The 14,032-nt window shown below is 64.9% G+C and carries 8 protein-coding genes and 1 riboswitch; of the genes, 7 read left to right on the plus strand and 1 reads right to left on the minus strand.

Annotated elements, in window-relative coordinates; genetic code table 11:
* The first annotated feature begins 177 nt into the window (after window positions 1–177).
* Window positions 178–1,896, plus strand: a complete 1,719-nt coding sequence (gene ggt, locus AC5P8Z_RS12280) for a gamma-glutamyltransferase (protein WP_495229136.1) — start codon at window positions 178–180, stop codon at window positions 1,894–1,896.
* 543 nt (window positions 1,897–2,439) lie between these two features.
* Here ggt and AC5P8Z_RS12285 read toward each other — a convergent pair.
* Window positions 2,440–4,017 (minus strand): BCCT family transporter, encoded by a 1,578-nt coding sequence (locus AC5P8Z_RS12285; protein WP_495229137.1) that lies wholly within the window; start codon window positions 4,015–4,017, stop codon window positions 2,440–2,442.
* Window positions 4,018–4,271: 254 nt separating this feature from the next.
* Window positions 4,272–4,373: riboswitch (TPP riboswitch) on the plus strand.
* A gap of 82 nt (window positions 4,374–4,455) precedes the next feature.
* Between AC5P8Z_RS12285 and thiC the strand changes: the two genes are divergently transcribed.
* The 6 genes from thiC to AC5P8Z_RS12315 all read left to right on the plus strand — a co-directional run bounded on the left by thiC (window position 4,456) and on the right by AC5P8Z_RS12315 (window position 13,986).
* Window positions 4,456–6,300: a phosphomethylpyrimidine synthase ThiC gene (thiC, locus tag AC5P8Z_RS12290; protein ID WP_495229138.1), complete on the plus strand. Its 1,845-nt coding sequence runs from the start codon at window positions 4,456–4,458 to the stop codon at window positions 6,298–6,300.
* Between the two features lie 116 nt (window positions 6,301–6,416).
* A complete protein-coding gene (locus tag AC5P8Z_RS12295) occupies window positions 6,417–7,088 on the plus strand; it encodes an ion channel (protein ID WP_286069783.1) in 672 nt (223 codons plus the stop codon).
* A gap of 259 nt (window positions 7,089–7,347) precedes the next feature.
* A complete protein-coding gene (locus AC5P8Z_RS12300) occupies window positions 7,348–9,681 on the plus strand; it encodes a winged helix-turn-helix domain-containing protein (RefSeq protein ID WP_295566788.1) in 2,334 nt (777 codons plus the stop codon).
* A gap of 115 nt (window positions 9,682–9,796) precedes the next feature.
* Complete coding sequence (locus AC5P8Z_RS12305) at window positions 9,797–10,696, plus strand: helix-turn-helix transcriptional regulator (protein ID WP_495229139.1); 900 nt, start codon at window positions 9,797–9,799, stop codon at window positions 10,694–10,696.
* Window positions 10,697–10,745: 49 nt separating this feature from the next.
* On the plus strand, window positions 10,746–13,604 hold the full coding sequence (locus AC5P8Z_RS12310; protein ID WP_495229140.1) for a TonB-dependent receptor: 2,859 nt from the start codon (window positions 10,746–10,748) through the stop codon (window positions 13,602–13,604).
* A gap of 172 nt (window positions 13,605–13,776) precedes the next feature.
* The gene (locus AC5P8Z_RS12315) at window positions 13,777–13,986 is read left to right on the plus strand and encodes a hypothetical protein (protein ID WP_010483987.1); all 210 of its coding nucleotides are present in this window, start codon (window positions 13,777–13,779) and stop codon (window positions 13,984–13,986) included.
* Window positions 13,987–14,032 lie beyond the last annotated feature (46 nt).

Consider the following 14,032-nt stretch of genomic DNA (forward strand, 5'->3'; position numbering starts at 1 on the left):
TGCTGCTGAAAGTGTTTCGGTGAACCCGAATTCACTCTTTTCAGCGCGTTTTTTGCGCGGGAATGAGGGTATCTCTACCGGTTCGCTCGCCGGGCATGGCCCATGACCTCTGCCCGATACCGCGTGAAGGCCGCAGCGGCGAAGATCGGGGAACCACCCTTCCATCGGAACCCGACCGTGTCCCGACGCCTTGCCCGTTCCCTGCTCGCTGCCGCCGTGCTCGCTGCCGTGCCTGCACTGTCCTTCGCCGCCGACCGCATCACCGGCCACACCTTCGCCACCCGTTCGGAGGTGATCGCCCCGCACGCGATGGCCGCGACCTCGCAGCCGCTGGCCACCCAGATCGCGCTCGATGTGATGAAAGGCGGCGGTTCGGCAGTGGACGCGGCGATTGCCGCCAACGCCGCGCTCGGCCTGATGGAACCGACCGGCAACGGCATCGGCGGCGACCTGTTCGCCATCGTCTGGGATCCGAAGACACAGAAGCTCTACGGCTACAACGGCTCGGGCCGCTCGCCGAAGTCGCTCACCCTGGCCGAGTTCCAGCGCCGCGGCCTGAAGGACATCCCGGCCACCGGTCCGCTGCCGGTGTCGGTGCCGGGCGCGGTCGATGGCTGGTTCGCGCTGCACGAGCGTTTCGGCCGCAAGCCGATGGCCGACAACCTGGCGCCCGCCATCCGCTATGCCCGTGAAGGCCACCCGGTCGCCGAGGTGATTGCTTACTACTGGGACCGCTCGGTGCCGAAGCTCTCGCAGTACCCGGGCTTCAAGGAGCAGTTCACGATCAACGGCCACGCCCCGCGCAAGGGCGAGATGTGGAAGAACCCGAACCTGGCCAGCACCCTGCAGAAGATTGCAGATGGCGGCCGCGATGCGTTCTACAAGGGCGAGATCGCCCACACCATCGGCGATTACTTCAAGGCCAACGGCGGCTACCTGAGCTACCAGGACATGGCCGACCACCTCGGCGAGTGGGTCGAACCGGTCAGCAGCAACTACCGTGGCTACGATGTGTGGGAACTGCCGCCGAACAGCCAGGGCATTGCCGCGCTGCAGATCCTCAACGTACTGGAAGGCTACGACTTCTCGAAGATTCCATTCGGCTCACCCGAACATGTGCACCTGTTCGTCGAAGCGAAGAAGCTGGCCTTCGCCGACCGTGCGCGTTTCTATGCTGACATGGCGTTCCAGCCGGCACCGGTGCAGAAACTGATTTCCAAGGAATACGCCGCGCAGCGCCGCGCGCTGATCTCGATGGACAAGGCGTTGAAGGAAGTACAGCCGGGTACGCCGAAGCAGCTGGAGGAGGGCGACACGATCTACATGACCGTGGCCGATGCCGACGGCATGATGGTCTCGCTGATCCAGTCCAACTACCGTGGCATGGGCAGTGGCATGGCACCGCCGGGACTGGGTTTCATCCTGCAGGACCGCGGCGAGATGTTCGTGCTGCAGAAGAACCATCCCAACGGCTACGCACCGGGCAAGCGCCCGTTCCAGACCATCATCCCGGCGTTCATCACCAAGGGCGGCAAGCCGTACGCCAGCTTCGGCGTGATGGGGGGGGCGATGCAGCCGCAGGGCCATGCGCAGATCGTGATGAACCTGGTGGACTTCGGGATGAACCTGCAGGAGGCCGGCGACGCACCGCGCATCCAGCATGAAGGTTCCACCGAGCCGACCGGGCAGGCGACGGCAATGACCGACGGTGGCGAAGTGAATCTGGAAACCGGCTTCCCGTATGAGACGGTGCGTGCGCTGATGCGCAAGGGGCATCGCATCGTGTTCGCCGATGGGCCTTATGGCGGGTACCAGGCGATCATGCGCGACCCCGAGAGCGGGGTTTATTACGGAGCTTCGGAGAGTCGCAAGGACGGGCAGGCGGCGGGGTATTGAGGGTTCCCGGCCACCGGGCGCAGCCCCCTCTGCGGTGATGGTTCAGCGATGCTTGGCTTGGCCGGGCGGGTGGATTGTCTGGGGGACGCCGTGAATACGTCCCTGTAGGCTCGGTCGCCGCATCCATGCGGCTCACGCCCCCAGCCAACCCACCCGCCCGGCCACGGACAGTTTCCGTGTCCGTCACCGCAGGAAAAGAAAAAGAAGAGCAAGAGCAAAGGCAACGGCAACAGCCGCGGGCTTTGGGTTGGGGTCGGATCCGTTTTCCGCAGGAAAACGGATCCGACCCCTTCTTGTTTTCCGATACACATCTTCCCCGCAAAGCGTGGAAAACCAACCGTCACCGAAAATCTGTCGGGCGTGGGGCGGTGTGGGTGGGCAGGACCGTTGGCGCCATGGATGGCGCCATCGAGCCCCCAAGGATGGGTTCACGGCGTGTCCTGCCCACCCACACCGCCCCGCCAAACCCTCAGCATCCCAGAGCCGGTTTAGACGTTGCCGTTGCTTGAAAAAAGCAGTGCAGCCGCAGGCTGCAAAACACCCTCAATCCTGATCGTGCGCGCGTGCGGCCTCGGCCTGGGTCTCCTCCTGCGCCGCCATCTCGCGCGCGATCCACGCATCGATCATGTGCCGCTGGCGCTGCGCCTGCCGCCGCTCGCGCGTGTATTCCTGGTCCAGCACCCGGTGCAGCGACACCATCACCAGCACCATCAGCAACGCGAACGGCAATGCCGCGATCGTGATCATCCCCTGCAGCGCATCCAGTCCACCCGCCAGCAGCAGGGCGGCTGCGATCAGGGCCACCGCGATACCCCAGGCCAGCTTGCGCTTCAACGGTGGATCGCCGGCCTCGTCGGTGGACATGCTGGCCAGCACCAGTACCGCTGAATCGGCCGAGGTCACGAAGAAGATCATCAGCAGTACCAGCGCGATGCACGACAGCAACAGCGGCAGCGGCATGCTGTCGAACAGGGTGAACAGCACCGTCTCATAGCCATTGCCCAGCGCCTGCACCAGGTCGGCGTGGCCGAAGATCTGTGCCCACAGCGCGGTGCCGCCGAACACCGCGAACCAGAGGAAGCCCAGCAGCGTCGGGGCGAGCACTACGCCGATCACGAACTCGCGCACGCTGCGGCCACGCGAGATGCGCGCGATGAACGATCCCACGAACGGTGCCCACGAGATCCACCAGGCCCAGTAGAAGATCGTCCAGTCCGCCACCCACGTGCTGCCGGAGAACGGTGACATGCGCAGGCTCATCGTCACCAGCTGGTTGAGGTAGGAACCCAGCGTGGTAGTGAACGTATCGAAGATGAATCCGGTCGGCCCCAGCACCAGCAGGGTCGCCGCAAGCAGCGCGGCCAATGCCAGGTTGAAATTGGACAGCCATTTCACTCCGCGTTCCACGCCACTGGCGGTGGAGGCCATGTACAGCACGAAGGCAACGGCAATGATGATCATCTGCACTGCGACGGTGGCCTGCACGCTGAAGACGCGTTCGATACCGGCGGCAATCTGGATGGTGCCGAAGCCGAGCGTGGTGGCGACACCGATCGCGGTGGCAACCACCGCGGCAATATTGACCACGCGCCCGATCCAGCCGCGATGGTGGCGGCCGATGATCGGCTGCAGCATGTCACTGACCAGGCCGCGGCCATTGCGGTTGAACTGGAACCAGGCCATCGCCAGACCGATCAGCGCATAGATCGCCCATGGGTGCAGGCCCCAGTGGAAGAACGCGTAGCGCATCGAGGCGCGCGCGGCGTCCATGCTTTGCGGTGCCAGTCCTTCCGGTGGCTTGCTGAAATGCGAGATCGGCTCGGCCGCGCCCCAGAACACCAGACCGATGCCCATGCCGGCGGCAAACAGCATCGACATCCAGCTGGCACGCGAGAATTCGGGCTCGGCATCTTCGCCACCGATGCGCAGGTTGCCGAAGCGGCCGAAGGACAAGTACATCAGGAACACCAGGGCCAGGAACACCACCAGCAGGTACAGCCAGCCGACACTGCGGATGACCTCCGCCAGCATGGACTGCACCACGGTATTGAAGGGGCCGGGCGCGATGCCGGCCAGCAGCACCAGCAGCAGAACCAGTGCGATGGAAACGCGAAACACCATGAAGGAGCTTCTCCGATCAAGGGGATTGAGGGGAGCGAGCAGAGCTTGCAGCGAGGGGCCGGCGGCATGCAGCGCGAACCGGGCAAGGGCCGCGTCGGCGGCGAAGGAAGCATCGGTCGCGGCAGCGCTACGGACGTGCACCTTACTGAACGCGACGTCATGGTTCCGTTAACGAATGCGGTTTGGGGTCAGATCCGCTTTCTGCAGGAAAGCGGATCCGACCCCGTAGGCGGGCGGTCTATGCTCTAATGCGCAGCAAGAAGCGGGGGTACCGCGGCCATCCGGCCACGGTTGAGACAGTCCCTTGGAACCTGATCCGGCTCATACCGGCGTAGGGAAGCTTTGCAATGCAGCCGTGCCCGGACTCCGCCCAAGGACCGTCCGTGCGCGGGTGCCGTGCGCCGCCGCTTCGTCCCTGACCCTCCTGGACGATGCCCGATGAACGCTCAGCTCTCCGCCCTGCAGCAACAGGCCCAGCAACTCTCCGAATCCGTGACCCGGCCCATTCCCGGTTCGCGCAAGATCCATGTGCCCGGCTCGCGCCCGGACCTGCAGGTGCCGATGCGCGAGATCGCGCTGACCCGCACGCCCACGCTGTTCGGCGGCGAAGAGAATGCACCGGTCACCGTCTACGACACCTCGGGCGCGTACACCGATCCGCAGGCCCGCATCGATCTTTCCGCGGGCCTGCCGGCAGTGCGCCGTGCGTGGATCGAGGAACGCGGGGACACCGAACAGCTCGATGGCCTCAGCTCTTCGTTCGGGCGCGATCGCGAACACGACCCGAAGCTCGATGCCGTGCGCTTCCCCGCGCGTACCCTGCCGCGACGTGCGCGTGCCGGCGCCAACGTCACCCAGATGCACTATGCGCGGCGCGGCATCATCACCCCGGAAATGGAATTCGTCGCCATCCGCGAGAACCAGCGGCTGGACGCGATCCGCGATGCGGGCCTGCTGCAGCAGCATCCGGGTGAAGCGTTCGGCGCGTCGATCCAGAAGATCATCACGCCCGAGTTCGTGCGGGACGAGATCGCCCGCGGCCGTGCGGTGCTGCCGAACAACATCAACCATCCGGAAAGCGAGCCGATGATCATCGGCCGCAACTTCCTCACCAAGATCAACGCCAACATCGGCAACAGTGCGGTGTCCTCGGGCATTGCCGAGGAAGTGGAAAAGCTGGTGTGGGCGATCCGCTGGGGTGGTGACACGGTGATGGACCTGTCCACCGGCAAGCACATCCACGAAACGCGCGAGTGGATCATCCGCAACTCGCCGGTGGCGATCGGTACGGTGCCGATCTACCAGGCGCTGGAGAAGGTCGATGGCCGCGCCGAAGCGCTGACCTGGGAGATCTTCCGCGACACGCTGATCGAACAGGCCGAGCAGGGCGTGGACTACTTCACCATCCATGCCGGCGTGCTGCTGCGTTACGTGCCACTCACCGCCAAGCGGGTCACGGGCATCGTCAGCCGTGGCGGTTCGATCATGGCCAAGTGGTGCCTGGCGCACCACAAGGAGAACTTCCTCTACACGCATTTTGAAGAGATCTGCGAAATCATGAAGGCCTACGACGTGACCTTCTCGCTGGGAGATGGCCTGCGTCCGGGCTGCATTGCCGATGCCAACGACGCCGCGCAGTTCGGTGAGCTGGAAACGCTGGGTGAGCTGACGAAGATTGCCTGGACGCATGATGTGCAGACCATGATCGAAGGCCCTGGCCACGTGCCGATGCAGCTGATCAAGGAGAACATGGACAAGCAGTTGCGTGAGTGTGGCGAAGCGCCGTTCTACACGCTGGGGCCACTGACCACCGACATCGCGCCGGGCTACGACCACATCACCAGCGCGATCGGTGCGGCGATGATCGGTTGGTTTGGCACGGCCATGCTCTGCTACGTGACGCCGAAGGAGCACCTCGGCCTGCCCAATCGCCAGGATGTGCGCGACGGCATCATGGCCTACCGCATTGCCGCGCACGCGGCGGACCTGGCCAAAGGACACCCGGGCGCGCAGGTGCGCGACAACGCGCTGAGCAAGGCGCGCTTCGAGTTCCGCTGGGAGGACCAGTTCCATCTTGGGCTGGATCCGGAGAAGGCCAAGGAATTCCACGACGAGACACTGCCGAAGGATGCGCACAAGCTGGCCCACTTCTGCTCGATGTGCGGCCCGCACTTCTGCTCGATGAAGATCACCCAGGATGTGCGTGACTACGCCGAGGCCGGCATGAAGGAGAAGTCCGCCGAATTCCGCGCCGCAGGTGCAGAGGTCTACCACCAGGGGTGATGCCGGGCAGGTATCGCCGGGCGCCGCCCCGGCGGGCGCATCGGTCCCGGAAAGCCGCCGGGCGTGGCCCGGCGCCACCCGCTATGCTCCGGCCATCGCCCCGTGGAAAGGACACCATGCCCATTGCTCTGACCACCCGTTGGCTGGCGATCGCCCGCCGCCATCCCTCGGCCTGGCTGCTGGGTGCGCAACTGCTGGCGGTGCTGTTGTACCCGGCGCTCGACGACACTGCCGCTGGCCGTGCAGCGCTGGGCATGTTCGGCATGGCGGTACTGGGCCTGGCGCTGTGGGTGGTCCAGCGCAGCCCGCTGGGCACTTGGCTGGCACTGCTGCTGGCCATTCCCTCGGTGGTGTTCTCACTGGCCGGTGCCCTGCTGGACCGCAGCGGGCTGCTGACCACCGCCCAGCTGCTGGAGAGCCTGCTGTACTTCTATACGGCGGGCGCGTTGATCGCCTACATGCTGCAGGACCATAAAGTCACCCGCGACGAACTGTTTGCCGCCGGGGCAACCTTCACCCTGCTGGCCTGGGCGTTCGCTTTCGCGTTCGCGGTGTGCCAGCAGTGGTATCCCGGCAGTTTCCACGGCGCCAGCGGCGGTGATCAGCGCAGCTGGATGGAGCTGCTTTATCTGAGCTTCAGCTTGCTGTCCGGGGTAGGGTTGAGCGACGTGGTGCCTCTCCATCCGCAGGCACGTGCTCTGGTCATGCTGGAGCAGTTCGCAGGCGTCATGTACATCGGCCTTGTCGTGTCGCGACTGGTCGGTTTGACCATGCTTCGGCGAATGTGAAAATGAACGCCAGATAAAAATTTCGCGCCCAAAGGGGCGCGAATAGTGATGCAGATTATGTGAATGCGTCGGCGAGAGAGAGCCTGAGTGTCGACCCCGTCATAGGCGGGGTAACCGGCTTAGGCTAATATCCGCGGGCGTTATTGTTTTTGCGGTATGCGCCGATGCTTTGTGCGGAATCTGGCTTTTTGTTGTCCCCGCAGGGGGGCGGTATTGCTGGTCAAACCTGCCCAGGCCCGTCCCTACTGTATATCGGAAAATGAACAGCAGCGAAATCCAGCCGCCCGACGCTGACCGTATCCAGGTTGGCGAATGCGTCGTCACTTTGTCCTCGCGAGAGGTCGAAGTTGCAGGTGCGCGTCGTCCGCGCCGGCTTACGCCGAAAGCGCTGGGTGTGCTGCGCGTTCTGCTGCGACAGCCGGGCCGCGTGGTCACCCGCGAAGAGCTGTTTGCCGAAGTGTGGCCTGACACGCTGCCGACCAATGACGTGCTGACCCAGGCCGTCACGCAGCTGCGCAAGGCGTTCGCCAACGACGACGACAACGGCCAGGCCTACATCGAGACCATCGCCAAGAGCGGTTATCGGCTGCTGGTGCCGGTACAGGCGCTGGATGCGCCCGAGGCTGCGGTGGACAGCGGTGAGCTGTCCGATCTTCCGCTGTCGCCCGCAGACGCCGGCGGCAGGGCGCAGGTCAATGCTGCGTTGCCGACGCCGGTGCCGGGGCTTCGCCGGACGTGGCGACAGGTCCGGCGCCAGGTGCTGTTGGCAATCGGCGCGTTGATGCTTGTTACGGTGATCGTGCTGACGATGCTGTTGCTGCGGCGGGCTCCGGAAGTCAGTTCACCGGTCGATGCGGCCGTGGAGAACGGCGTTCGCGTGATCGGCAGCCCGCAGCGGCCTTACCGGCTGATCACCGCGACCAGTGGTTTTGAGACGTATCCAACGCTTTCGCCCGACGGCTCCCAGGTCGCCTACGAAGGTGCCAACGAGGACGGGGAGGGCGGCGGCGCGATCAAGGTGCAGACCTCGGGCAATGCGCCCGCGCGCCAGTTGCTGGCGCCTCCGGCCGGTGCCAACGACCGCTTCCCGAGCTGGTCGCCGGATGGGCGCGAGATCGCGTTTGCGCGGTTCAGCGCGGGTGGCGGCTGCCAGGTGCTGATCGCCAGTGCCACCGGCGGTGCCCTGCGCCAGGCAACCCGCTGCGACGGCACCGAGCTGCTCAGTTTCGACTGGACCCCGGATGGCCGCGGGCTGGTGTTCGGCAGCATGGTCGGACGCTACGCGCATCGCGGCATCCGCGTGCTGGACCTGGCCAGTGGCCAATGGCGTGAACTGGACTACCGCGTTGGTGCCGATGATTTCGACTATGCGCCGCGCTACTCGCCTGACGGCAAGTGGCTGGTGTTCGTGCGCAATCCACAGATGGGTGATCTGTGGCGGATGCCCGCTGGTGGCGGAACCCCCGAGCAGCTGACCAATGAAGCGGCGGAGCAGCGGGGCTGGGCCTGGCTGGGAGATGGGCGCACCATCGTGTTCGGCCGTCGCGTGGACAGCGAAGTACGCCTGTATTACCTCGACGTCGAGCGCCGCACGCTGCGCGACGCCGGCCTGGATGATGCGCAGTGGCCCGCGGTATCCCGGCATGGCGATGTGCTGGCGTTTGTCCACCGGCGCGCGCAGTTCGGCGTGTTCAAGGTTCCCATCGAGGGAGGACCTGCAGAACGACTGTTTGCGTCCAGTGGCCGTGATGGTCAGCCGATGGCCGCGCCCGATGGACGCCAGCTGGTCTTCACCTCCGATCGTTCCGGCAGTTTTGCCTTGTGGTGGGCCGACATGCAGCGGCCGGATTCGCTGCGGCTGGTCGAAGGCCTGCGGCCGGAAGGCCGGCAGGCACCGGACTGGGCCGCCGACAGCCGGCACCTGCTGGTGGTTGGCCGCGATGACCACGGACGTACCGTGGTTTACGAGATCTCGCCGCGTGACGAGCGGCTGCAGCCGCTGCCGGTGCCCGCCGAACAACCGCTGCAGGCGCTGTACGGTGCCAGCGATGACCAGCTGCTGGTGGTCGAGCGCGATGCCGACCAGCGCACGCGCTTGAGCCTGTTTGATCGCACCTCTCAACCCTGGCGGCGGCTGGCCAGCATCGATGGCGTGTCGCAGGCACGCTTCGATCGCGCCGGCGGGCGGGTCCTGTTCACACGCCTCGCCGCGGGCGGGCTGTGGTCGGTCGATCCTGCACTGTCGCCGGGCAGTGTGCGACAGGTCACTGAAGACCTGCCGAGTCGCTGGCGCTATCGCACCTGGACCGTTGCCGGGAACGGTGGCATTGGTTACCTCGGCACGTCCACGCAATGCGGCACGACCCTGGTCCTGATCGAGGGCGGTACCGAAGTGCCGGAGCGCTGCCTCGATCCGCAGCGGCTCAGTGCAGGCAATGGACTCAGTGCCAGCGCCGACGGGCGCGATCTCTATGTGGCGCTGGCGGTCAGCGACGGCGCTGACATCGGCATCATGCCGTTGCCCGAGCAAGCCCCGGCACTGTTCCCGGCCTTCTCCAGGATATTGATTCTGAAGAAGAATTTCTCTTCGTAATTCTTTCGTGTGGTTCTCGCCGCGAATTCGTGGCGATCTCGGCAGTCTTTCCTGACGCGGTCCCGCCTGATTGGGCAAAACGGAGGCCTGTACTAGGCAAATCCGTGGTGCCCCCATGCGTCAACTCTCGCTGGCCGATCGCGGCCAAACCATCTCCCTCGACAAGGCCCTCGACGACGTCGCGCCGACCTGCCTTGCCGTTGCCCGGCTGGGCAGCCTGCAGACCGCAGGGACCCACTTCACCGTCTGGATGCAGGTGCGAGGCAGCTCCTGGGTGGAGGCCAAGGAAGGGCGTTTCCGGCTGCGCCAGGGGGAGTGGATCGCCTTCGAGAAGGAATCGCGCCCGCTGGTGCAGGCGGGTCGCAACGGACTCTGCGTGGGCCTGAACCTGAACGCCGAGGCGTTGCGGGTGCTGACCGAAATGGCCGACTGCGGCTTGTACGCGGGACGCGGTCGCCTGGGCCGCAGCGATGCACGGGTGGGCCTGCGGCTGTGGCGCGATGCACTGGCAAGCGGCCAGCCGGCGCATGTACTGCGACCGTTGCTGCTGCATCTGGCCAGCCTTCAGCGTGGCCTGGCGGACAACGTGCAGCGTTGCCCCGGGCGTTCGCGCAGCCGCAAGCGTCAGGTGTTCGGCCGCATGCAGCGCGCCCGCCTCTATCTGGAAGGCAACAGCCACCGCGTGGTGCGAATCGGCGAACTGGCCGAGCTGACCAACTTCTCCAGCTGGTATCTCTCCAAGACCTTCCAGAGCCTCTACGAGGAAAGTCCGCAGTCGCTTTCGGCACGTTTGCGCCTGGAACGGGCGGCCGACCTGCTGCGCGATACCGACATGATGGTCGGCGAAGTCGCCGCCGCCAGCGGTTTCGACAACTGCTGCAGCTTCGCCAGGGCCTTCCGCGCCCGTTACGGGCAGTCGGCGTCGCGATTCCGCGAGAACGGCGGCCTGCTGCCGCCACACTCTGCAAACTCTCCGGTTGGGTCGCGCAAATGCAGGGTCGCAACGCAATCGTAACGTGCTGGGGTGTTTTAACACGCTGCTAACACGTACCTTGGAGAGATAGATGAACGTTTGTAATCCCGCAGTGCGGCTCGGCCTGCTGCCTGCCGGCATCGCGCTGGCGCTGGCGCCGGCCTTTGCTTCCGCCCAGGAAGCAAAGGCGACGACCGACCTGGACCGCATTTCGGTCACCGGCTCGCGCATCCGCCAGGCGAGCATGGAAACGGCGCAGCCCGTGATCGCGCTGCAGCGTGCCGACATCGAGAAGCAGGGCTTCACCAGTGTCGGCGACATCGTGCAGAACCTGTCGGCCACCGGTTCGCCGGCCATCAGCCGCGCCGATGCCCTGAGCTCGGGCGAAGAAGTGGGCGGCCAGTACGTCGACCTGCGTGGCCTGGGCCCGGAGCGCACCCTGGTGCTGCTGGACGGCAAGCGCATGGGCGTCAGCACCGGCGGTTACACCGACCTGGCCTCCATCCCGACCTCGGTGGTCGAGCGCATTGAAGTGCTGACCGACGGCGCTTCGGCAATCTACGGTTCCGACGCCATCGCCGGCGTGATCAACATCATCACCCGCAAGAACTTCGACGGTCTGGAAGCCAGCGTCTACGGCGGCCAGTACAGCAAGGGCGACGGCGAAAAGCAGGTCTACAACTTCGTCTACGGCCAGACCGGTGAGCGTGGTTCGATCACCTTCGGCGCCGAGTACAGCAAGGAAGATCCGGTCTGGGCGAAGGATCGTGCCTTCAGCCGCTACCCGAATGGCCCGTTCCACCCGAACCCGACGGATACGGATGCCAACGGCTGGTCGCCGGCATCCAACCATGGCGTGCTGATCGACAGCAACGACAACTGGTACACCCGCGCCAACAACGGCACGGGCAACACCATGGCCGATTTCCGCGAGTTCGGCCCGGCTGACTACACCAATGCCAGCCAGGAAATGTGGCTGCAGAACAAGCTGACCCGTCGTTCGGTGTTCGCCAATGGCAACTACGACCTGACCGACAACATCCGCGCCACCGCGAACGTGCTGTACACCAAGCGTACGGCCACCCAGCAGATTGCCGGCTACCCGTACCAGTCCGAGGTCTATGAGACCCCGCTGTCGGCCAACAGCATCTACAACCCGCTGGGCACGGACGCGAACTTCATCCGTCGTACCTCCGAAGTCCCGCGCCAGACCGAATCCGAGCAGGAGACCTTCCGCTTCTCGGCCGGCCTGGAAGGTTCGTTCGAGTTCGGCGACAAGTTCTGGGATTGGGACGTGGGCTACGTCTACAACCAGAACAAGGGCGTGAAGACCGGCACCGGCAACCTGTTCATTCCGAACGTGCAGAACGCGGTCGGCCCGTCCTTCATGGACGGCGACGTCGCCCGTTGCGGCACCCCGGGCCACGTCATCGCCGGCTGCACCCCGTGGAACCCGCTGGCACCGTACGGCTCGACCGGCAACGGCTCGCTGGCCGACCCGGCCCTGCAGGCCTACCTGTTCCTGCCGAGCCACGACACCTACACCAACACCACCAAGGCCTACAGCGCCAACATCGGTGGCTCGCTGTTCTCGCTGCCGGCCGGTGAGCTGGCCATTGCGGCCGGTTACGAGCACCGCGAAGAAAGCGGTGAGTACAACCCGGATGCGCTGCTGCAGTCGGGCCTGAGCACCGACCTGGCCGGCAAGCCGACCAAGGGCAGCTACAAGCTCGACGAGTTCTACGTCGAACTGAACGTGCCGGTGCTGGCCGACATGCCGTTCGCCAAGGAGCTGTCGCTCGACATGGCCGGCCGCTACTCGGACTACAATACCTTCGGCGATACCATCAACAGCAAGTTCGGCCTGAAGTGGAAGCCGATCGACGACCTGCTGGTGCGTGCGACCTACTCGACCGGCTTCCGCGCCCCGAGCATCGCCGACATGTACGGCGGCACCTCGCAGACCTTCGACGCCTACACCGATCCGTGTGACAGCAGCTTCGGCTCGGCCGCGCGCAACGCCTCGGTGGCGGCAGCCTGCCAGGCGCGCGGCGTTCCGGCCAACTTCCGCCAGATCACCTCCGGCGGTGCGCAGTCGACCGGCCCGGGCACCCAGTCCTACAGTGCTTTCGAGTCGGGCTCCAACCCGGAACTGAAGCCGGAAACCTCCAAGACCTGGACCGCCGGCCTGGTGTACAGCCCGAACTTCGTGCAGGGCCTGGACGTCAGCCTCGACTGGTGGAAGATCCGCATCAACAACGTGATCGCCGCCGAGTCGGTGACCTCGATCCTCAACCAGTGCTACGTGCTGGGCGTGGCATCGGCGTGTGAGCGTTTCGATCGCGGCACCGAAGGCCGTACCGTCAACCAGGTGGTCGACGTCACCCGTACGCTGATCAACGGTGGTTACCAGGAAACCGCAGGTTACGACCTGGGCGTCAAGTACCGTCTGCCGGAGTTCTCCTTCGGCAAGTTCGTCATCGACTGGAAGACCACCTACGTCGATTACCTCGAGTACAAGCGTGACAACGAAGCCGAAACCCCGGTCGAGCAGCACACCAGCTGGGCGACCGGCGATTGGGGTGCCAACTTCCGCGTCCGTTCGAACCTCAACGTCGACTGGACCTACGGCAACCTGGGCGTGAACTGGGGCGTGCGTTACTACTCGGGCATGAAGGAGCCGTGCTCCTACGATACCGAGTGCAACCTGCCTGACTTCAACTCGGCCTACACCCTGGCGCAGCCGACCCGCAAGGTGGGTTCGAACACCTTCCACGACGTGCAGGTGCGTTACAACCTGCCGTGGGAAGCCACTGTCTCGCTGGGCGCCAACAACGTGTTCAACCACGAAGGCCCGGTCATGTACAGCCAGCCGAACTCGAGCTTCTCCTACTACGGTGGCTTCGATATCGGTCGCTTCTACTACATGAAGTACACCCAGCGCTTCTGATTGTTCGAAGTGCGATAGCAGTACCGGGAGGGCGGACCGCAAGGTCCGCCCTCTTTTTTTTTGTAAGGGAATTCCGAAATATCCTGGAAGGTGAGCGGAGTCACGTTCCTGTCGTGTCGCAATCAACACAGTTGCGAGGTCCACTTGCGGACACTTGCACATGGAGAGAGCGATGAAGAGCACGCTGTTGCACAAACTGTCTGCCGCTGCACTGATCTATGCAACATTGGTGGGGGCGGTGTTCGCCCAGACCGGTGGTGTCTGTGGGGGCGGGCTGTACTGCGAGGAACTGCGTCAGGAATGCCTGGCTGCAGGCAAGTCGAAGGTTCTGTGCGATCTGCAGTATCGCCACTGCGTGCAGGATGCCTGCGGCGCGCGCTGATGCAAAAAAAGGCGCGCCCTTGGGCGCGCCTTCGAGGTTCTTCCTG

It is taken from the genome of Stenotrophomonas sp. YJH_SMC_17, assembly GCF_059371655.1.